Below are 18,977 nucleotides of genomic sequence, written 5' to 3' on the forward strand. Positions count from 1 at the left end.
ATATTTACCACACAAACCCGCCCGAGGGTGGAGGCCAGGCCCCAAAAATGCGCCGGAGTAAGATCAACTCAGCCAGGTGGTAGGATACGTGGGAAGCCATGGACTGCACCACGTCATACTTCGTAGCATAAAAAGTTTGATCCCGGATGGGATTGTCCTGTTCAGTCATAAGCGTCTTTGTCAGCTCGATGCTTTGTAAAAGTTTATTGATTTCCTGGTCCAACTCCTGTTGACTGTCCGCGTTAAACGTTTCCTCCCATCCTTCAACCCAACTGGCATCTTCCGTGACTTCTTCCCCCTGAAGCCGGGCGAGAAATTTGTCCTGCCAATAATTCATGTGTTTCAGCAGTTGCCAGATGGTATAGGGTGTGTTCGGGATTTTGCGGCCTGTGACATTCAGTCTTAAACCTCCCAATGCTCTGTCAGGACTAAGATGGGCCTGTTTTCCTTCCAGGGCACATTCGAGAATTCTATGGAGGGTATTGATTTGACGAGGGTTGTTTTCCAAGATTTCCATGATTAAATTTTGTTGCCAACAGCATCGCTAAGAATTGTCGAATCTAATCAATTCTCACCATCAAAACAAATTTAGAAGGTAAAAAATATATCTCAAAGACAAGCTAACCTGTTCTCGGATTATTGCTTATCACCACATTGCTTCAGGACTTGCCTTACTTGTTCAACCGGTATAATTTCAGACATTCCTCCCCAGGTATTATAAACATAAGTCACCAATTCTGCGATTTCAAGTTCAGTCAGCTCCTTGTTGCCCGGCATTTCGTGGTTATAGTCTTTTCCGTTGACAATGATCTCTCCGGACAACCCGTATTTAACGATGCAAATGGTCCGGTCTACATCTTCCTTTAAATAATCTGCCTCTTTTAGAGGTGGGATTAACCTGCCCAAACCCGAGCCATCCTTTTGGTGGCAATTGCTGCAGTTTTCAAGGTATAGCCTTTGACCTTCGACCAGGTAGTGTTTAAGCCTGATCCTGCTTCTTCGGTCGGTCGACTCATTTTCAGTCCCTGATTCAACTTTATTTGTTTTATCGTGACAACCTGCACATAAGAGCAACAGTGGGGACAACAGCAACAGCCACTGCAGGGGTTTTGGAATAAGAGGAGCCCCTTTGATCTTTGGTAACTTCATTTCAGTTTAATCAGGGGTATGGTACTCGGCCATTAGTCTGGGTATGTCGGACATCAAAAGATCGACCTTTTCTTCCTTGGTACCATCATAAACACCCCGTATTCTTCTTTCTTTATCCACCAAGATAAATGCGCCACTATGAATAAATCCGCCGGGGGCGTCCGGGCTTTCATCCGCGGTTACCATGTACCCATTCAGTCCGATATCGTAGATTTTTTCCTTTTCACCGGTTACAAAAAACCATTTGCCTGATTCTTCCACACCAAGCCGCTCGGAATAGTCCTTCAATACCGTTACAGAGTCTCTTTTCGGATCGATGGTATGCGACAACAAGGCAAATTCATTATTGTCTTTAAACTTCTCATATACGCGCAACATCTGTGTTTTCATAGCAGGGCAAATATCCGGGCACGAAGTGAAAAAGAAATCTGCTACGTATATTTTGTCGCTGAATGTCTCCTGTGTAACAGCATTGCTGTCCTGGTCGGTAAAATGAAAGTCAGGAATGGTGTGATAGACCGTATCGATCACCTTTTTCCCGTCTCTCACGCGGTCAACCAAATCCATGTTTCCCAGTATGGGTAAATGACCCTCCCTTTGTTTAGAATCGCAGGAGGAAATGATAGCTGCCAGGGCAACCACCAAAAAAATAGCATTGTTAGTTTTCATTTGACCAATTTAACAGTTACTAATTGATATATTTTAGTACTTATATCAGGTATTTTTTTGCCTTATCTTCTTGTATGCTTTAATACCTATCATCAACAGGATACTTAATCCTATCAACCCCACCACCCCCCAAACCATATTTAATGTATCCCTTAATATTACTAGAAATACGATACTGAATAAAAAAAGTGTCGCCACTTCGTTCCAAATACGCAATTGAGCCGGGCTATAATTGATAATCCCTTTTTGTAACTGCCTGTGGATCATGTAGGATAAGAAATGGTAAACATATAATCCCAGTAACAGGATTAATTTGATTATCAGCCATTTCGGTAGATTATCCAGATACTGGTGGAGGAGGCTAAATCCGAAAATGAGTGTCAAAACAGCCGATGGCCAGGTGATAATATGCCATAACCTCGCTGACATAACCTTGTATTGATTGGTTAGTATCAACCTTTCCCGCTCTTCTTTTTCCTGGGCCTCGGCGTAATAAATGAATAACCTCACATTGTAAAACAGGCCTGCAAACCAAGTGACAACAAAAATAATGTGCAGGGCTTTGAGATATAAAAAAACCATAAATGTTATTTAAGGTTAGGCAAATTTAAGGATCAATGAGAAATTGACGTTATTTATGTTAACTTTATTTATCAGTTGCTGACTGTTGCCTGTCGATTCTCGGTGATCAGAACTTATTTTGCCAATAAAAGGTTGATGTTTAGTATTTGGTCATATGCCATTTTCGGCGACAAAGGATTTGAAATAGATAGTACAAATTATTAATTTATTGGAAAAATTTACCCAACCAATAGTGAGCTATGAACGAACGCAGTAATTTGTGGTTTTTCGAAGATGTAAACCTATATGAAGTATTATGCCCCCACCGGGTAGAGAGTATGAAGGATACACATACCTTTGTAGATTTTAAAAAAGATGAATTTGTTTATTTTCCGGATCAGCCGTCGGATCATATCTATTTGATTGCCAACGGAAGGATAAAAATCGGTGCCTATACCGAGGATGGAAGGGAGAATATAAAAACCATCTTATCTAAAGGTGAAATCTTTGGGGAGTTAGCCCTGGTTGGGGAAGAAAAACGCTCTGATTTTGCCCTGGCTATGGATAATGAAACACGGGTTTGTCCTATGAGTATTGAGGGTATGCAGATGCTGATGGCTGAAAATAAGCCGCTTAGTTTAAAAATCTTTAAATTGATTGGATTCAGGATTAAAAAACTGGAGCGACGGATAGAGTCATTGGTTTTTAAAGATGCCAAGTCGAGGATAATTGACTTTTTAAAGGACCTTGCCTATGAAAAAGGTAAGAAGGTTGGATTCGAAACCCTGATTAAGAATAATTTCACCCACCAGGATATTGCCAACCTCACAGGAACTTCACGTCAAACAGTTACAACCATCCTGAATGAGTTGAAAGAACAGAATGTTATCAATTTTGACCGTAGAAGAATCCTGATCAGGGATTTGAAAAGTTTGTAGCCCTTTGCTCAATCCATACCTTAAATTACAGGTTGCGCGACCTGAAGGCCTTTTTCAGAGTTTTGAGATCTTTTTCTTCATCGATATCACTCAATGGTTCTAAAAGGCTGGTGCTGAGCTTTAGCTGTTTGGTCTGCTCCAGCGTTTCGGTTAACAATCGGTTAGTGCTCCATGATTTATTAAAAAATAGAGGTTTGTGAAGGCGATTCATGCCTAAAAAATAATAACCACCATCTTTTGCCGGACCTATCACCAGATCATTACTCTTTAGTTTTGTAAAGGCATCGAGGAGCAGTCCTTCGGAGATATCAGGACAATCACTCCCGATAATACCCACCATGCGATATCCTTCGTTGAATCCGGACTTAAATGCTTCATACATTCTTTCTCCCAGGTCACCGCCCTGTTGTAACGCCTTATCAAAAAGGTTGTTATCCCAAAGATCATCATCATCGATAAAATCTGAATAGTAGATGATCTTGGCCAATGGAAGATTTTCAATACTTTGCCTGGTTTTTTGAAGCAGCACCCTGTAAATATCCAGCGCTTGTTGTTCACCAATGCTTGCAGCCAGCCTGGTTTTTACCTTTCCCAACTCAGGGTTTTTGACAAATACAATCAGCAGGGCATTATTCATAGACTTTGATTCCTTTCTTTAGCCATTTCGACCAGGCTTTACTGTAGGTGTGGACAGAATCGGTTTTAATTCCCTTGGTATCTACTACAGGCTTGTCCTGATTTTTCCATTGGAATATACCGCCATACAAATTCCGCACGTTTTCAAACCCCATATCTAAAAGCTTTTCCCCTACTCTTTCACTACGGTAGCCGACAGCACAGTAAACGATGATATTAGCATCCTTATTCAGGTGACTGATTTTGTCTTTGTTGAAAGAATCGTAATCTATGAACATTGAATTGGCCAGATGACTAACCTGATATTCTTTTTGTGAACGAATATCGAGAAGCACCAAACTTTCATTATGCTGCATTAAATCACTTAATTCCTCGGGTTTGATCAGGGGAACCGTGTTTTTATACAGGTTATCGAGGAGTTTATCGTATGGGGTCTGAGCCACTGCACTGAAGGCCAGGGTAAATCCCATGGAAAATTGAAAAATCAGTTTTTTTAGTAGAGGTAACAGATGCATGGTATGATTTTTTTGGGTAACAAGTTTTCATGTCGTATAGTTCAACCATTTATAGATTTTTGCTCAAAGATCTGCGTTAGGTGATTGGCTGCTTTCAGAGCGGATATTTGGCCATTTTCTACTTGTTTGGTAATTTTTCCCAGTTCACTTTTGATGGCTGGATGGTTAAAAAACTCTGTTCTTAAATATTCATCGATCCCTTCGTACATCCAGGCTACGTTTTGCCGGTTTCTTCTTTCCTGCCAGTAGCCATTTTGTTTTACCTTTTTTCCATAATCTTTAATTAACTGCCAGATTTCCCGGATGCCGGTATTTTCATTGGCTGAGCAGGTAACCACTTTGGCCGCCCAACCGGACTCAGCGGCAGGAAACAGGTGGAGGGCATTTTGGTATGCTGCTTTTGCTTTTTTTGCAGCATTCATATTCTCACCGTCAGCCTTGGTAATGGCAATACCATCGGCCATTTCCATAATACCTTTTTTAATGCCCTGCAATTCGTCACCGGCCCCGGCTAACATCAATAACAAAAAGAAATCCACCATTTCATGAACGGCAATTTCTGACTGCCCCACACCCACCGTTTCAATAATAATGACATCATAACCGGCTGCTTCACACAGTAACAGCGTTTCCCTGGTTTTGTGGGCAACGCCACCCAGGGAAGTTCTTGCGGAAGATGGCCTTATAAAGGCATTTTCATTTTTTGAAAGGCTTTCCATTCTGGTCTTATCTCCTAATATGCTTCCTCCTGATTTTTTGCTACTGGGGTCGATGGCCAGTACTGACAGTTTGTGCCCTTGTCCTACTACCAGGTTACCAAAACTTTCAATGAAAGTGCTTTTGCCTACTCCTGGCACCCCTGTGATTCCAATTCTGGTGGAATTACCCGTATAAGGCATAATCTTTTCGATAATCTGGCGGGCCAGTTGGTTGTCCTCGTGAAGCTGACTTTCAATCAGTGTGATAGTCCTGCTGAGAAGTATTCTGTCTCCACTTAGAATCCCTTCAACACACTCATTCACGGTGGGGCGGGTTTTCCTGTTATAACTCATTCAACGGGGTTTTGACCTTTTGCCACAATTTGATTTGCCAATGTACGTGGCCGGTAGTGAGGTGGTTGCCCTGGATGTCGTGCACCTTCACTTCGCATGTGACCACGGTGGAGTCCTGGTTCTCCAAAGGAATAGATATATGCTCATGCACCCATTGATCGGATATCGAATAGCTGGCAACTGCATCCATTTTTCCCTGATAATGATAATCCATTTGTAAATTTTTCAGGATAATCCGGTATTTTGAGGTGTCCAGTTCATGGAGTAAGAGTAGACCTGTTGAAAATTCCGAAACAGTGGCCAAGGCACAGGCATGCAATCCTTTTATATGATTTAAATTCACCTTTTTATACGGTAAGGATACCTTGATGGCCTTTTCACTGATTTCAATGACACGAAAAGCGTGGGGCCTGTTGAATGGAATAAGGCGACCTAAAGCAAAATTCAGCATTTTCAGATAGAATTTTGATGTTTTGGCCTTTTCTATTAAAGCATTTGCTTTAAACATAATTGAATAATCATTTTATTTTGTAATTAGCAATTTAACAATCTTCTTTTTGACATGATAAGTTTTTGGGAAAAACGTTCATTGGTCGATTATAATTATCTTGTTATCGGAGGAGGAATCGTCGGACTTTCTACAGCCATATCAATTAAAGAGAAAGTACCGAAATCCAGTGTATTAGTAGTGGAAAGGGGGATTTTACCATCAGGTGCCAGCACAAAAAATGCAGGATTTGCCTGCTTTGGCAGCTTGACTGAACTTCTATGTGATATTAAAAACATGGGAGAAGACCAGACCCTGGCATTGGTGGAAGCAAGATGGTTGGGTTTGCAAAGACTGAAGTCAAGATTGGGAGAAAAAAATATCGATTATCAAAATCACGGCGGTTATGAGTTGCTGAGAGAAAATGAAGCGGGTGTTATTCATTCAGTGCAATCTGTCAACAAGATTTTATCACCTCTGTTTAGATCAGATGTTTTCTCAGAGCGCAAGGCTTTGATCAGACAGTTTGGATTCAACTGTAAAGTCATCAAAAATCTGATTTACAATCCATTCGAGGGACAAATCGACACGGGTAAAATGATGAAATCCCTGACAAGCCTCGCACAGCAAAAAGGAGTTGCCCTGTTAACCGGTGCCAGGGTATTGGCGGTTGAAAGAGGACCGGGCGCTGTAGAAGTCCGGGTAGAAAACATACTAAACATGCAGCCAATTCCTTTCAGAGCAGATTATGTTGCCATTTGCACCAATGCTTTTGCCAGGGATCTGGTGCCCGGAATGGAGATAAGTCCCGGGCGCGGTCAGATCCTGGTTACCTCGCCGGTGCAGGATTTGCCATTTAAAGGAACCTTTCATTTTGATCAGGGGTTTTTTTATTTCCGGAATTTTGGCGAGAGGATCATATTCGGCGGTGGCAGGAACATTGATTTTGATGAAGAAACATCTTATGAATTTGAAGTAACCCCTCCGGTGATGGATAACCTGAAGCGGATGTTGCGGGAAATTATTATTCCAGGCCGGGATTTTGACATTGTCGGTCAATGGGCGGGTATCATGGGTTTTGGAAGCGAGAGAACGCCAATCTTAAAGAAAATTTCGGACAGAATAGTGGTTGGCGCCCGGCTGGGAGGTATGGGAGTAGCTATAGGCAGTCGCCTTGGAGATCAGATTTGTGAATTGATTGTATCCGGATAATCAATAAAATTTTTAATTTAGCTTTTTAATAAACTCGATAAAAATACGGTATGCCCCCAAAAGTTAAAAATCCTACCTTATTTGAAGCCTTGATTCCTATCTTCATTTTAATTGGATTTTTAAGTATCAATGTTTGGATATTTAAAGATGATTCATCTTACGGGTCCAACCAAGTTGCTTTAATTACAGCCGCGGCAGTAGCTGGCCTGGTGGCTTTCAGACTTGGGTATCGATGGAAAGCCATTTTGGAAGGCATTGTCAGTAGCATTAGTGCTGCCATGTCAGCTATGCTGATTTTATTAGTAATCGGAGCGTTAGCCGGTACATGGATGATCAGTGGTATTGTGCCGGCGATGATTTATTATGGGCTTGACGTGTTGAATCCTACCATTTTCTTATTTGCCGCGTGTGTCGTGAGTGCCATTGTATCTATTGCCACAGGGAGCTCATGGACCACTTCTGCTACGATTGGGGTGGCGCTGGTGGGGGTCGGTAAGGCTTTGGGAATATCAGAAGGAGTGATTGCAGGGGCGATCATATCAGGAGCCTATTTTGGTGATAAAATGTCTCCTTTATCAGATACCACCAATTTAGCCCCGGCCATGGCCGAAACGGAATTGTTTACGCACATCCGGTATATGTTTTATACAACAGGACCGTCTATTGCTATTTCTTTGCTGGTCTTTTTAATATGGGGTTTTACGCTGGATGCTACCGCGGGCGTGAATGATGTGGCGGCTGTGCAAAGTGCCATTGCCAGTAAATTTAATATTAACTTTTGGCTGTTTCTGGTGCCGGTAGCAGTCATTGTGATGATCATCAAAAAAGTACCGGCCCTCCCGGCTTTGTTCTTAGGATCCTTATTCGGGGCATTTTTTGCCTTGATTTTCCAACCCGAAATAGTAATATCCGTATCTCAAAGTGATGTGTTTTCAGGAAAAGCTGCTTATGAGGGCGTGATGAGGGCAATTTATGGGGACATCAGCATCGCCACAGGCAATAAAAGTGTCGATAAACTGTTAACATCCGGAGGCATGCAAGGGATGTTAAATACCATTTGGCTCATCATAAGCGCTATGATTTTTGGCGGTGTTATGGAGAAGGCAGGATTGTTGAAAAGAATTGCGAATACCATCATTAAATCTGCCAATTCGGTAGGTTCCCTGGTAGCGTCCACGGCTGCTACATGTTTCGTATTTAATGTATCGGCGAGTGATCAGTATATTGCTATAGTTGTACCTGGCCGCATGTATTCCCAAGCTTACCGGGACAGAGGGCTAGCGCCCGAGAATCTTAGCAGAACCCTGGAAGATTCAGGAACGGTTACCTCTGTTTTGATACCCTGGAATACCTGTGGAGCCTACCAGTCAGGCGTACTAGGTGTGGCTACCCTCACTTATTTGCCATTTTGTTTTTTTAATCTTGTAAGCCCATTTATGACCATATTGTTTGCTTATCTGAATATTAAGATCAGAAGGTTGGATACAAAGCAGGAAGAGAAAATTTTGGCTTAACTGTATGCTAAATAATTACATAACTAAAGAAGAAATAAATCAGCTACCCATAGGACAATTTGAAGGCGAAGTGGTGGTGATCAATAAATTAACAAATGTAGCCTCCGCTGCCAAGGAAATTTCACAGTATGAATTTGTTGGATTCGATACTGAAACCAAGCCATCATTCCAAAAAGGTAAAATAAATCATGTTTCACTGGTACAATTTGCGGTGCCGGGCAAGGCTTTTTTATTCAGGGTTAAAAAATTTGGCCTGACCGATCCCCTGGTCGACTTGTTTATGAATCCTGGTATCAAGAAAATCGGATTGGCTTTAAGAGACGATGTCAAAGATTTGCAAAGATTAAAACCTTTTAATCCCGAAGGATTTGTAGAATTAAGCGAGATCACAAAAGAGTTAGGGATTGTCAACGCCGGCGCCAGAGGCCTCGCAGGACTTCTTCTCGATATCAGAATTTCGAAAGCCCAGCAAACCTCAAACTGGGAAAATGCCGTCTTAACCAAAAAACAAATAAAGTATGCCGCTACCGATGCCTGGGTTTGCTTGGAAATATACCGCAAATTACTGCTAAAGGGCTATTTGAGGGGGAATGCTCCTGACTCCTAAAATGGAATCGCCTCCCATATTAAAATCCGGAATGGATCTCCTGATAGGAAACCAAATAAATGGAAATGATAGCGATAATTACACCGGCAATATTGAGTTTCATCACTTTTTCTTTAAAAATAATCACTGCAGCCAGCGTGGACAACGCAATAATACCTGTGTTTAAAATTGGGAAAAGCAGGGCTCCGTCATTTTTGAACGCGGTCAATGCTTTCAGAATAAAGTAGACAGAAAAGTAATTCGGGATGCCCAAATAAAAGCCCCCGATAAAACTTTTTAACTGGATTTTTTCCTTTTTAACTAATAAAAATACCACGCCTGTCAGGCCCGCGGTTATAAATATGACCACAGGAAAAATATCATCGTCGCCGGTGGGAATTAATGTTGAATTGGCGTAATTAATGATCGTATCGATACCACCCTGTAGTATAAATATGGATACTGGCAATAAGGTAGCCCAGGGGTGGCCCTTTTTATAGACTTTTTGACTACCTGCATTCAAAGAGGCCAGAATTACTGCAATAACTGCTATTAAGATGCCCAGATAGTTGAACACATCAAATTCCCTGGATTGTAAATCAAAAACAAAAAGGGCAAAGACAACAGGTATTACCAACGACATACGAGAGGCAATTGAAGCCACTGTAACACCTGATTTTTGGGTAGTAATCGCAATAGCGTAAAAAGTCACCATAAAAATTAACCCCAGCAATAGTGCTACCGGAAACCACTTCGCACTGATGACTGCCGACATGGAAAAGCCATCTTTACCGCTGTAAATCATACCCACCGAGGCACAAACAAAATAATTAATTACCACTGCTTGCAGCGTAGGGATCCTGAATTTTTTATAGGAACGGAAGGCTACAAAGATCCAGACATTCAACAAAATGCTCAGAACCAGATAAGTCATGAATGTTTTCAGTTTGATCAAAATTATAAAAATGCCATCAATAAAATAGCGGAGGGTTTTTAAAATTAAGATTCACTTTTATTTTTGTAATCTACCTTCTATTCATGATAGCCTGCCATAACTGATATCTGATGAAGTTTAATAACAGATATTCTGTAGTATTTAATGATGACATAAGTGACTATCGAGAGAACTTTACCACTTATCTCTACAACAGACCCGAATTTATAATGCTCAAAGAGGGCTACCAACCAGTATACTGCCAGTTGTTGGATCACCGGGAGAAAAAAATTCTTGTCAGAGCAGTCTTTTTATGTGACGGTGACACAGCCGTGAGCCTCCCTCAGACACCTTTTGGTGGGATCTTTTATCACCATGTTTCAATAGATGGGGTGAAAAGTTTTATTTTGGAACTAATTAAATATTTTACCTCCAGGCATTTTAAAAAAATTGTTATAAAAAACCCGGCTGACATTTACAACTCCGGGCAAAATGCCATCTTGACCAATTGCCTTGTCAATGCGGGGTTTGTAATCACAAATTATGATATTAATCATCATATAAAGGTGGATCAATCCGGGTTTTCTGCCAAAATCCACAAAATGGAAAACCGAAAGCTGAACGCTTCGATAAAGCAAAATTTTAGTTTTCAGGAAATCACCGGAAGTAAAATCGTGGAGGTTTACAATTTTATCCGTGCCTGCAGGCATGAAAAAAAAGTAAATATGAACATTACTTTTGATCAGTTGAATAAGGCTGTAAAAAAGTTTCCGGAACGCTACAAGTTTTTTATGGCTGTTTCTCAAGGGAAGATCGCTGCTGCCACGGTAGCCGTTTTTGTTCATGACAGTATTTTATACAACTATCTGCCCGCTTCACCGGTCGTTTACAACAGGTTGAGCCCCATGGTTTTTTTATTGGAGGGTCTATATAAGTATTGCCAGGCAAAATCGGTGGAGATATTAGATTTGGGAATTTCCACCTTAAACAACAAACCCCAGGAAAGTCTGATTTTGTTTAAGGAAAGGGTGGGGGGTGAGGCGACACTTAAATTGACATTTATGTTAGATTGCTTCTAGCTGATGCGAGATTACTTACTGAGACTTGCCGGATAAATTCATGATCAAGTCATTATAATCTTCAGCATAGTTAAAATAGGTAAAATCCCGGTGATAATACGTGTACACCTTTCTGGCCGTTTCAAGAGAATAAATGTTATCAAGTATCTCCTTGTTTGAATGCCCCTTATTAAGATGCGCCAAAGTAAAATCAAAGTTTGCCATTAAATATGAATTGAGAACTGTATCGATTTCCTCCATTTTGAAGATTTTTATCTTTCTTACACATTGATGATTGTATATTAGTTCATATTGTGGCCTGAAATGATAATCTGCAATTGCCGGAGGGATTTTAGTCACAGCGTTAACAAAACGATCAAAGTCCATATCTCTTGTGAATAGACCGAATAGATAACTCTCGTATATGAAATCTTTTGGAGATCCTTGAAAAATGGTTCTGTACACAGCGTGAAGACGGGATAGAGGATTCCTTACTATGGCTATATTTTGAAAGTGGGCGGTATGGCTTTTCAATTTATTTTGAAACAGAAGATCTCCCAAAATATCGATTTGTTTTTGTGACAATTTTTCAGGTTCTATTGAAAGTTCTTTGGAAACCAGTAATTGCAATATTGAAGTGCTGGCGGCCTTTGGTACTCTAAAGTAATTCATTTTTATGGTTCCGGCACTAAGGATATTGTTGGGGTTATGGGTAATGGCGGTTTTGATGTAAGCAAAGTTTTGAACTAAACTACTGAAAAAAGCAGACCTATCTACTTTTTTTCTTAATCGGACCCCAGTACTTGGCGGTTTTGCCAGCTGGTAAATCTGATCAAAGCCTTGTTGAATCAAGGAGTCAAGTACTAATCGTTTTTCTTGATTAAAATCAATGCTATCTTTTCGAAATCTAATAGAACCAGAAATAGTTCTATTGACCAGATAGATTAAAATTTGAAGAATGCGTTTAACCCTGCTTGTCAATAAAAATTAGTTTTAATTCCAAGATTGCTTTTATTCCAAAAATTGGATATAAGATAAATTTGTGTCAATTTAATTAAATAGAATAATTAAAATCAATGTTTCAACCGAATAGGCCCTTGGTTACCGTAATATGCCTCTGCTACAATCACGAAAGATTCCTCGAGGCCTCCATTGGATCGGTGATCGATCAAACCTACCCCAACCTGGAAATAATTCTTGTAGATGATGCCAGTACAGACGGAAGCCCGGAACTGTTGCGCCAATTTAATAATCACAGCAGGGTGCAAATGGTCATGTTAACACATAACCTCGGTAATTGCGCAGCATTTAACCGGGGACTTGCCCTTGCAAAAGGCAAGTATGTCGTTGATCTGGCCACTGACGACATTTTGTTGCCGGAAAGAATTGAAAAACAGGTAGCTTTTTTTGAAAAGCTGGATGCAAGTGTAGGCGTAATTTTTTCCAACTGTGAATACGTTGATGAGGATGATAACCATTTAAGGTATCACTATCCGGTGAACCGGGAAAAACAAGCTAAACGAGCCATTCCGCAGGGCAATGTCTTTGCCGATCTTTTATCTGCCTACTTTATTTCTCCACCTTCAATGATGATGAAAAAAGAGGTGCTGGATAAACTGGGGGGTTATGATGAAAACCTGGCCTATGAGGATTTTGATTTTTGGGTAAGGTCGTCCAGGTATTATCATTATGCCTATCAGGATTTTGTCCTGACAAAGGTCAGAAAGGTAAAAAATTCTTTGTCTTCCAGGTGGTATGTGCCGGGAGATCCACAATTACATTCCACTTACCTTGTATGCCGCAAAGCTGTTGATTTAATCAGAAATGGGGCAGAAAAGGATGCTTTGATAAAAAGGATAAAATTTGAAATAAGACAGGCCGTTTTTTCTGAAAATTTTGCAGAAGCTACGAGTTTTATAGGATTGCTCAAAGAAATAAATCATGTAGGCGGATTATATGCATTTTTAGAGTGGTTAAATAACAGACAATTAAGACTTTCACTGTTAAGAAAGTTATATCACCGGATCAGATATTAAAATTCATTACTTTTTCCGCCAGAGTCGCATTTCAAGGGATATCCTGGTCGTATCTTCGTTCAGGTTAATGGCACCACCATGAATCAGATATGGAGAAAACACCAATACTTCATTTTCGGCCGGATTGGGCCTGGTAATATCAAGTTGCTTTTTTGACCTGGTCAGACCAGGAACATTGAACCTGATTTTATTGACTATGGCTCCCCGGGAAGTCCTTTCTGTTAAGTCTTCAGTCCAACGATGACTTCCGGGCACAAGCGTTAAAGAGGAAAGCTCATTACTGCCGGCAAGCGGGATATATAAATTAATGGCATGCCGGTTTTCATGCTGCCACACATCGCGATGCAAAGGGTTGTGATCAGTCGTATGAGGTCTGACAATTCGGAAATGAAATACCTCTTCGCGTGTCAATGGGTTTTTTACCTTGAGGGGCACCTTGCAAATATCGGATATCCTGTTTTCCACATGCCTGATATCAATGGGAAAATCGATGTTTTGAACAAGTTTAGTTCTTTCAATAACCTTTAAATGTTGCTGGTAGTCGTCACCGATCAACCGATGATACCGGGTTAAATTGAAATTGTCATCGATGCGCAGCCCTGAATTTCTGAGATGACGAAGTATTAAAGATTTGATACCAGCCATGAATGGTTGATAGAGGGTTTCTTTCAAAAATGGTTTTAAGGCGTATCCTGTACCGGCAAATTCGGTATCTTGTGTTAAATCATCATCTTCAGACAAGAGGTTGACTTTATCCCCAAAGGCCCTTTCCCCTTCAATATTGAGTTGAATATTATGTCCATTCAAGTGTAACATCATGGCTAACCAGGCTATGTAAAAATGAAACGTTTAAAACTTTTCTCAAAATATTATTTTGAGAAAAGTCGATGAAATGAGCATATGTTATTTATTTTTTCCTTCAATTAACTAAAGCAGCATTTAATTTGGTCAATTTTTGCAATATTGTTGTTTTCACACAGCCTCTAACGGCGATTGTCCTGATTTTGATACATGCTAAGATAGCTATCATATCTGGTTTGGGCAATGTCTCCTTCCCGGACAGACTGCAGGATGGCGCAACCTGGTTCATGAATATGGTGGCAATTGTGAAACTTGCATTCTCCCAGCAATTTCCTCATTTCAGGAAAGTAGTGGCAGAGTTCGTGCTGGCTTATGTCCGATAAGCCAAGCTCTTTGATGCCTGGCGTATCGATGATGTAAGTGCCCTCTTCCGCCTCAAACATTTCTGCAAATGTTGTGGTATGTACCCCTTTGTTGGCAAAATCAGAAACATCGGCTGTTTTTTGATCGATTCCGGGTATAATCTTATTGAGAAGCGAGGATTTTCCTACCCCGGAATGCCCTCCCAGCAAGGAGGTCTTGTTTTTTATAGCCTGTCGAAAGCCCGACATACCGGTGGCATGTAAAACGGAAATTAAATAGGAATGGTACCCAATAGATTGATAAACCGACATGATTTGCATCACCTCCTTTTTTTCTTCTGCATTCAGGAGATCACATTTGTTGAACAAAATCATCACAGGAATCCTGAATGATTCGGCAGTCACCAGGAATCTGTCAATAAACCCTAGCGAGGTTTTTGGATAGGCAAAAGTAGCCATTAACATAGCGTGATCGATGTTTGAAGCCAATATGTGGCTCTGTCTCGACGTTTTTGTGGCTTTTCTGATAAGGTAGTTGCTGCGAGGCAGAATGTCTGTGATTACCCCTGTCCGGTCCTTGTTGTCTTCCGGATGAAACGTTACATAGTCGCCTACTGCAATAGGATTGCTGGTTTTCATACCTTCAAGTTTAATTTTTCCCCGTAACCTGCATTGATGGCGATGGTGATTGTCATCGACCACCTCATACCACATACCGGTTGATTTAAAAACCCTACCCTGCATGTAACAACAGGTTTTTGCAATGATCAAGAATTTTTTCTGTGGCACCCGTATGGTGCTTTACATAATCGCTGTTGATGGTGCTTGTTCTGGACCAGGCCGTTGGATCATTGTTGAGTTTGCTGAACTTTGCTGATAAACTGGCACTGTCTGAAACGGTGAATGCGCCTCCCCGGGCAACGAGGTCCCTGGCTTCCTGAAATTTAGCATAATTTTTATCTCCGAAAAAAACAGGTAAACCAAAAGTAGCTGCCTCCAGAATATTGTGCAATCCCTTGCCAAATCCCCCTCCGACGTAAGCAAATTCGCCAAATTGGTAAAGTGAAGACAACATGCCTACATTATCGATGATCAAGACCTGGTATCGATGGCCGTCATGGCCAATTAATGAGGAATACCGGATTGAAGGCTGTTGCAATTTGTTTTCAACGGATGCCATGTCCGCATCCTTGATTTCATGCGGGGCGATTATAAATTTAATCTCCTTGCAGGCATTGATGAAGGGGATCAAAACCTCCGTGTCTTCAGGCCAACTGCTGCCAACGACCATCAATTTGCTATCGGCTTTGAAAGCAGCCACCTCTTCCATAGGGTTAACCTGTTGGCAGATTTTCCACACCCGGTCAAAGCGGGTATCACCACTTACAGAGGTTTGTGTAATATTGATGCTTTTCAAAAGATTAAATGAGGCATCGTTCTGCACAAAAATGTGGCTGATGTTATGTAAAATGTTCCTGTAAAATCCTCCCCAGGGTTTAAAGAATAATTGATTTGACCTGAATATGGCCGAGAAGGAAATGATGGGAATGTTTTTCCTTTTCAACTCCAGGATGTAGTTATGCCAAAACTCATATTTAACAAAGAAGGCAACAGCGGGACTGATGATACCTATGAAACGGCGGGCGTTTTGCCAGGTATCCAGGGGAAGATAATAGACAAAATCGGCGCCCTGATAATCTTTTCTTATCTCATAACCGGATGGGGAAAAAAAAGTTAACAGGATTTTATACTCAGGCATTTCCTCCTTCAATGCCTCTATTACGGGTCTTCCTTGCTCAAATTCACCCAGCGATGCGCAATGAAACCAGGCTACCGGTGCCTGATTATCCTGGAATTCAGTAGATAGTTTGTCAAATAAGTCTTTTCTTCCCGCTAAAAACTGCTTGGCTTTTTTGTTAAAAAGAGAGGCCAATCGCAGGGCTAAACCGTAAGTTTGAATGAGCAAATTGTAAAGGAGAGACTTCATTCAATTTTTTGTTTACCCTGCAAAAATAAAAAACCCTTCATGAAAAAGACTACAAAAGCCCTGAAGACTTTTGTAGCCTCAAACCAATACTAGTTGTTTGAAAGGTAGTGGGCAATGCCTTCCCTGGTAGCAGCCATAGCCTCTTTGCCTTCCTGCCAGTTGGCCGGACAGACCTCTCCATGGGCCTCAACATGATGCAGCGCATCAATTAACCGGATCATTTCGTCAATATTTCGACCCAGGGGCAGGTCATTGATGGTTTCATGTCTGACTATTCCTTCCTTATCAACCAAAAAGGTGCCCCGGTAAGCGATAGGCAACCCATCGAATGCTATTGAACCATCTTCATTGTAGTGCCATTCCCCGCCCAATACACCATAATTTGCTGCAATTGTTTTTGCCGTATCGGCTACAAGCGGATAAGTGACTCCTTCGATACCTCCTTTATTTTTTGGCGTGGACAACCAGGCCAGATGCGTTTCCTCAGTGTCAGTGGAAATACCAACCACAGCTACATTTCTTTCTTCAAAAGCTTTTAATTTTGATTGGAACGCGATGATTTCAGTGGGGCAGACGAAAGTAAAGTCTTTAGGATAAAAGAAGAATATTACTTCTTTTTTACCCACATATTGTTCCAAAGAAAAATCTTCAATGATCTGGTTCCCATCTATAACCGCCGGAGCGCAAAATGATGGGGCCTTTTTTCCTACTAGCGACATTTTTGTTGTGTTGTTTTAATGTTTGACTTTAAAAAATAGATGCAAATGTGAATAATCTTTACGAGATTTCATAGTGACTAATGATACAAATTTTTAATTGTTCCGGCCTTATTTCAGAGCCGGTTGTGTTGGCATAATGCGTATTTTGCGATGGATAAATAGCTTTTTAATCCGGTCATCTGACATACAGATAGTTACAATTCAAAATCACAATTCCCGGGAGGTGGAGAGATATGGTCTAATTCAAACAAATGTAAGATTTGTCAGTAAAGATGATAAAGAATTTTGCCTATTATGAGCACATTTGTATATTATAGTCAAATTTGAAATATGGGATTAGAACTACGAATTAAAATGAGAATACTCATAAAATTGCTGCTACTTGCGGCTACACTTTTGTTTTTAGTTAATCAGAAGGCCAAAGCGCAGGATGAGTTTGATGCTTTACTGGAAAGTGGGGCCGAGGATGCGGAAAAATACCTGGGTAAATACATCGAGCCTGTTTTTAAGGGTGTTGGCATAGGACTGACCAACGGCTGGTACAATACGGCAAAACCTCACAAGTTATTTGGTTTTGATATTACCGTTACAGGTAACTTGGCCATGGTGCCGGACAAAGATTTGGTATTCAGGTTCGCCAACAGTGATTTTGAAAGGATCCGATTGGAAAGCGGGGCAACCAGTGCTGATCTTCCCACTGTGCTGGGGCCCAAAACGACCGAAAATATTGAGCTGGTGGTTTTCGATGAGAATGAACTGCCCACAGGTACTACATTGTCCATTGAGGCCCTTTCAGGGTTGGATTTGGAGGAGGAAGTAGGCCATAACTTTGTGCCGGTTCCTATGGCGCATTTGGGCGTTGGTTTACCCAAAAATACGGAATTAAAGTTGCGATGGGCGCCTACCGTAAATGCAGACGACTTTGAGGGCACAATTTTTGGCTTTGGTATAATGCATGACATCAAACAATGGATCCCCAGCCTGGAGGAATCGAAGTTCAACCTGTCGGGTTTCGTGGGCTATACGAAAATAAATGCCAGCTACGATCTCACAAACTCTGATTTTAACAAAGGCACCAATGACCAGGTTTCAGAATACCGTGTTCGTGCTTTAACTATTCAGGGCCTCATATCCAAAGACCTGATTGCGAAGAAACTTTTCGAATTTACAGTTTACGGAGCCATTGGTTTTAATGACACAAGTTCTGAGCTGGAAATGTTGGGTACCTATGAACTTGATGAGTCTGTCGACACGCTTGTAGATCCTATTGGTTTATCGTTTTCCAGTGCGGGACTGCGTGGAACTGCCGGTTTGAGGATGAAGCTCCTGGCTTTCCTCACCATTCACACAGATTATACACTGCAGGAATACAATACTTTAACAGCCGGTGTGGGGATCAATATAAGGTAAAGGTTCCCACACCTGATTATTTTTTTTCCCCATTATACTTCTTTTCCATTATATTATTGCACCAGATTAGAAAATGCTGTTGTGACGATAATCGATAGAAATTTTTGTTGTTAAGTGCCGGACACAGAACTCACTCCGAAAAGAAGTTATCGCCTATAGCAACTGCTATACACCTATCTCAGACCGGCAATATGGTCACATGATCGACATTTTGCTATGTATGATACATAGGTCCCATATGATTTCAATGCTCCCCTTTTCAACTCTATAAATGTGCTTTACTTTCAAACGGCGAGCCGGACGGTCGATTCCGCTTTCAAATTAGCATAAAAAGAAAAACCTTCTTTTTTT

Annotated in this window: 21 protein-coding genes; 7 read left to right on the forward strand and 14 right to left on the reverse strand. The window is 41.0% G+C overall.

The genetic code is table 11. The features are described from left to right. Nucleotides 1–4: 4 nt before the first annotated feature. The 4 genes from AC04NP_RS03040 to AC04NP_RS03055 form a co-directional block, all read right to left on the reverse strand. The gene (locus AC04NP_RS03040; protein WP_482857904.1) at nucleotides 5–517 is read right to left on the reverse strand and encodes a DinB family protein; all 513 of its coding nucleotides are present in this window, start codon (nucleotides 515–517) and stop codon (nucleotides 5–7) included. A 119-nt stretch (nucleotides 518–636) separates the two neighbouring features. Then, complete coding sequence (locus tag AC04NP_RS03045) at nucleotides 637–1,149, reverse strand: c-type cytochrome (RefSeq protein ID WP_482857906.1); 513 nt, start codon at nucleotides 1,147–1,149, stop codon at nucleotides 637–639. Nucleotides 1,150–1,155: 6 nt separating this feature from the next. Then, nucleotides 1,156–1,818: an SCO family protein gene (locus tag AC04NP_RS03050; RefSeq protein ID WP_482857908.1), complete on the reverse strand. Its 663-nt coding sequence runs from the start codon at nucleotides 1,816–1,818 to the stop codon at nucleotides 1,156–1,158. Nucleotides 1,819–1,863: 45 nt separating this feature from the next. Beyond that, nucleotides 1,864–2,400 carry a CopD family protein gene (locus AC04NP_RS03055; protein WP_482857909.1) on the reverse strand — a complete coding sequence of 179 codons (537 nt, stop codon included), beginning with the start codon at nucleotides 2,398–2,400 and terminating at the stop codon, nucleotides 1,864–1,866. 239 nt (nucleotides 2,401–2,639) lie between these two features. Here AC04NP_RS03055 and AC04NP_RS03060 point away from each other — a divergent pair, with 239 nt between their 5' ends. After that, nucleotides 2,640–3,317: a Crp/Fnr family transcriptional regulator gene (locus AC04NP_RS03060; RefSeq protein WP_482857910.1), complete on the forward strand. Its 678-nt coding sequence runs from the start codon at nucleotides 2,640–2,642 to the stop codon at nucleotides 3,315–3,317. 25 nt (nucleotides 3,318–3,342) lie between these two features. On the opposite strand, the gene AC04NP_RS03065 is transcribed toward AC04NP_RS03060, so the two are convergent. The 4 genes from AC04NP_RS03065 to AC04NP_RS03080 are packed head-to-tail and all read right to left on the reverse strand — an operon-like array spanning nucleotide 3,343 to nucleotide 6,028. Further along, nucleotides 3,343–3,954: a TIGR04282 family arsenosugar biosynthesis glycosyltransferase gene (locus tag AC04NP_RS03065; protein WP_482857912.1), complete on the reverse strand. Its 612-nt coding sequence runs from the start codon at nucleotides 3,952–3,954 to the stop codon at nucleotides 3,343–3,345. Beyond that, nucleotides 3,947–4,468, reverse strand: coding sequence for a rhodanese-like domain-containing protein (locus AC04NP_RS03070; RefSeq protein ID WP_482857913.1), 522 nt, complete (start codon nucleotides 4,466–4,468; stop codon nucleotides 3,947–3,949). The genes AC04NP_RS03065 and AC04NP_RS03070 overlap by 8 nt, the downstream gene beginning before the upstream one ends. A gap of 41 nt (nucleotides 4,469–4,509) precedes the next feature. Further along, nucleotides 4,510–5,520: a methylmalonyl Co-A mutase-associated GTPase MeaB gene (gene meaB / locus AC04NP_RS03075; protein ID WP_482857915.1), complete on the reverse strand. Its 1,011-nt coding sequence runs from the start codon at nucleotides 5,518–5,520 to the stop codon at nucleotides 4,510–4,512. After that, the gene (locus AC04NP_RS03080) at nucleotides 5,510–6,028 is read right to left on the reverse strand and encodes a DUF4442 domain-containing protein (RefSeq protein ID WP_482857918.1); all 519 of its coding nucleotides are present in this window, start codon (nucleotides 6,026–6,028) and stop codon (nucleotides 5,510–5,512) included. The genes meaB and AC04NP_RS03080 overlap by 11 nt, the downstream gene beginning before the upstream one ends. 54 nt (nucleotides 6,029–6,082) lie before the next feature. Between AC04NP_RS03080 and AC04NP_RS03085 the strand changes: the two genes are divergently transcribed. From AC04NP_RS03085 to AC04NP_RS03095, 3 genes are read left to right on the forward strand one after another with little or no spacing between them, the layout of a single operon-like run. Beyond that, the gene (locus AC04NP_RS03085; protein WP_482857919.1) at nucleotides 6,083–7,219 is read left to right on the forward strand and encodes an NAD(P)/FAD-dependent oxidoreductase; all 1,137 of its coding nucleotides are present in this window, start codon (nucleotides 6,083–6,085) and stop codon (nucleotides 7,217–7,219) included. 50 nt (nucleotides 7,220–7,269) lie between these two features. Further along, entirely contained in the window at nucleotides 7,270–8,733 is a 1,464-nt protein-coding gene (nhaC, locus tag AC04NP_RS03090; RefSeq protein WP_482857921.1) for a Na+/H+ antiporter NhaC, read from the forward strand. 4 nt (nucleotides 8,734–8,737) lie between these two features. Further along, entirely contained in the window at nucleotides 8,738–9,340 is a 603-nt protein-coding gene (locus tag AC04NP_RS03095; protein ID WP_482857922.1) for a 3'-5' exonuclease, read from the forward strand. Nucleotides 9,341–9,359: 19 nt separating this feature from the next. Here AC04NP_RS03095 and AC04NP_RS03100 read toward each other — a convergent pair whose 3' ends face one another. Next, nucleotides 9,360–10,253 (reverse strand): hypothetical protein, encoded by an 894-nt coding sequence (locus AC04NP_RS03100; protein WP_482857923.1) that lies wholly within the window; start codon nucleotides 10,251–10,253, stop codon nucleotides 9,360–9,362. A gap of 131 nt (nucleotides 10,254–10,384) precedes the next feature. On the opposite strand from AC04NP_RS03100, the gene AC04NP_RS03105 reads away from it, so the two are divergent. After that, nucleotides 10,385–11,332 carry a hypothetical protein gene (locus tag AC04NP_RS03105; protein WP_482857924.1) on the forward strand — a complete coding sequence of 316 codons (948 nt, stop codon included), beginning with the start codon at nucleotides 10,385–10,387 and terminating at the stop codon, nucleotides 11,330–11,332. Nucleotides 11,333–11,347: 15 nt separating this feature from the next. Here AC04NP_RS03105 and AC04NP_RS03110 read toward each other — a convergent pair whose 3' ends face one another. Continuing rightward, nucleotides 11,348–12,292, reverse strand: a complete 945-nt coding sequence (locus AC04NP_RS03110) for a sulfotransferase family 2 domain-containing protein (protein WP_482857925.1) — start codon at nucleotides 12,290–12,292, stop codon at nucleotides 11,348–11,350. Between the two features lie 95 nt (nucleotides 12,293–12,387). Between AC04NP_RS03110 and AC04NP_RS03115 the strand changes: the two genes are divergently transcribed. Then, nucleotides 12,388–13,347, forward strand: coding sequence for a glycosyltransferase (locus AC04NP_RS03115; RefSeq protein WP_482857926.1), 960 nt, complete (start codon nucleotides 12,388–12,390; stop codon nucleotides 13,345–13,347). A gap of 6 nt (nucleotides 13,348–13,353) precedes the next feature. Here the strand turns inward: AC04NP_RS03115 and AC04NP_RS03120 are convergent, their stop codons facing one another. The 4 genes from AC04NP_RS03120 to AC04NP_RS03135 form a co-directional block, all read right to left on the reverse strand. Next, nucleotides 13,354–14,166 (reverse strand): phytanoyl-CoA dioxygenase family protein, encoded by an 813-nt coding sequence (locus AC04NP_RS03120; protein ID WP_482857927.1) that lies wholly within the window; start codon nucleotides 14,164–14,166, stop codon nucleotides 13,354–13,356. A 164-nt stretch (nucleotides 14,167–14,330) separates the two neighbouring features. Continuing rightward, nucleotides 14,331–15,254 (reverse strand): ribosome small subunit-dependent GTPase A, encoded by a 924-nt coding sequence (rsgA, locus tag AC04NP_RS03125; RefSeq protein WP_482857928.1) that lies wholly within the window; start codon nucleotides 15,252–15,254, stop codon nucleotides 14,331–14,333. Then, nucleotides 15,244–16,497: a 3-deoxy-D-manno-octulosonic acid transferase gene (locus tag AC04NP_RS03130; protein ID WP_482857929.1), complete on the reverse strand. Its 1,254-nt coding sequence runs from the start codon at nucleotides 16,495–16,497 to the stop codon at nucleotides 15,244–15,246. The genes rsgA and AC04NP_RS03130 overlap by 11 nt, the downstream gene beginning before the upstream one ends. Before the next feature lie 89 nt (nucleotides 16,498–16,586). Continuing rightward, nucleotides 16,587–17,216 carry a peroxiredoxin gene (locus AC04NP_RS03135; protein WP_482857930.1) on the reverse strand — a complete coding sequence of 210 codons (630 nt, stop codon included), beginning with the start codon at nucleotides 17,214–17,216 and terminating at the stop codon, nucleotides 16,587–16,589. Between the two features lie 330 nt (nucleotides 17,217–17,546). On the opposite strand from AC04NP_RS03135, the gene AC04NP_RS03140 reads away from it, so the two are divergent. Continuing rightward, nucleotides 17,547–18,626 (forward strand): DUF6588 family protein, encoded by a 1,080-nt coding sequence (locus AC04NP_RS03140; protein WP_482857931.1) that lies wholly within the window; start codon nucleotides 17,547–17,549, stop codon nucleotides 18,624–18,626. Nucleotides 18,627–18,977: the final 351 nt, after the last annotated feature.

Source organism: Agaribacillus sp. DX54, assembly GCF_056858335.1.

Excerpts from the sequence above, each read along its gene's own strand:
- AC04NP_RS03040 (WP_482857904.1), bottom strand. The coding sequence starts at position 517 with ATGGAAATCTTGGAAAACAACCCTCGTCAAATCAATACCCTCCATAGA.
- AC04NP_RS03045 (WP_482857906.1), bottom strand. The coding sequence starts at position 1,149 with ATGAAGTTACCAAAGATCAAAGGGGCTCCTCTTATTCCAAAACCCCTG.
- AC04NP_RS03050 (WP_482857908.1), bottom strand. The coding sequence starts at position 1,818 with ATGAAAACTAACAATGCTATTTTTTTGGTGGTTGCCCTGGCAGCTATC.
- AC04NP_RS03055 (WP_482857909.1), bottom strand. The coding sequence starts at position 2,400 with ATGGTTTTTTTATATCTCAAAGCCCTGCACATTATTTTTGTTGTCACT.
- AC04NP_RS03060 (WP_482857910.1), top strand. The coding sequence starts at position 2,640 with ATGAACGAACGCAGTAATTTGTGGTTTTTCGAAGATGTAAACCTATAT.
- AC04NP_RS03065 (WP_482857912.1), bottom strand. The coding sequence starts at position 3,954 with ATGAATAATGCCCTGCTGATTGTATTTGTCAAAAACCCTGAGTTGGGA.
- AC04NP_RS03070 (WP_482857913.1), bottom strand. The coding sequence starts at position 4,468 with ATGCATCTGTTACCTCTACTAAAAAAACTGATTTTTCAATTTTCCATG.
- meaB (WP_482857915.1), bottom strand. The coding sequence starts at position 5,520 with ATGAGTTATAACAGGAAAACCCGCCCCACCGTGAATGAGTGTGTTGAA.
- AC04NP_RS03080 (WP_482857918.1), bottom strand. The coding sequence starts at position 6,028 with ATGTTTAAAGCAAATGCTTTAATAGAAAAGGCCAAAACATCAAAATTC.
- AC04NP_RS03085 (WP_482857919.1), top strand. The coding sequence starts at position 6,083 with ATGATAAGTTTTTGGGAAAAACGTTCATTGGTCGATTATAATTATCTT.
- nhaC (WP_482857921.1), top strand. The coding sequence starts at position 7,270 with ATGCCCCCAAAAGTTAAAAATCCTACCTTATTTGAAGCCTTGATTCCT.
- AC04NP_RS03095 (WP_482857922.1), top strand. The coding sequence starts at position 8,738 with ATGCTAAATAATTACATAACTAAAGAAGAAATAAATCAGCTACCCATA.
- AC04NP_RS03100 (WP_482857923.1), bottom strand. The coding sequence starts at position 10,253 with ATGACTTATCTGGTTCTGAGCATTTTGTTGAATGTCTGGATCTTTGTA.
- AC04NP_RS03105 (WP_482857924.1), top strand. The coding sequence starts at position 10,385 with ATGAAGTTTAATAACAGATATTCTGTAGTATTTAATGATGACATAAGT.
- AC04NP_RS03115 (WP_482857926.1), top strand. The coding sequence starts at position 12,388 with ATGTTTCAACCGAATAGGCCCTTGGTTACCGTAATATGCCTCTGCTAC.
- AC04NP_RS03120 (WP_482857927.1), bottom strand. The coding sequence starts at position 14,166 with ATGATGTTACACTTGAATGGACATAATATTCAACTCAATATTGAAGGG.
- rsgA (WP_482857928.1), bottom strand. The coding sequence starts at position 15,254 with ATGCAGGGTAGGGTTTTTAAATCAACCGGTATGTGGTATGAGGTGGTC.
- AC04NP_RS03130 (WP_482857929.1), bottom strand. The coding sequence starts at position 16,497 with ATGAAGTCTCTCCTTTACAATTTGCTCATTCAAACTTACGGTTTAGCC.
- AC04NP_RS03135 (WP_482857930.1), bottom strand. The coding sequence starts at position 17,216 with ATGTCGCTAGTAGGAAAAAAGGCCCCATCATTTTGCGCTCCGGCGGTT.
- AC04NP_RS03140 (WP_482857931.1), top strand. The coding sequence starts at position 17,547 with ATGGGATTAGAACTACGAATTAAAATGAGAATACTCATAAAATTGCTG.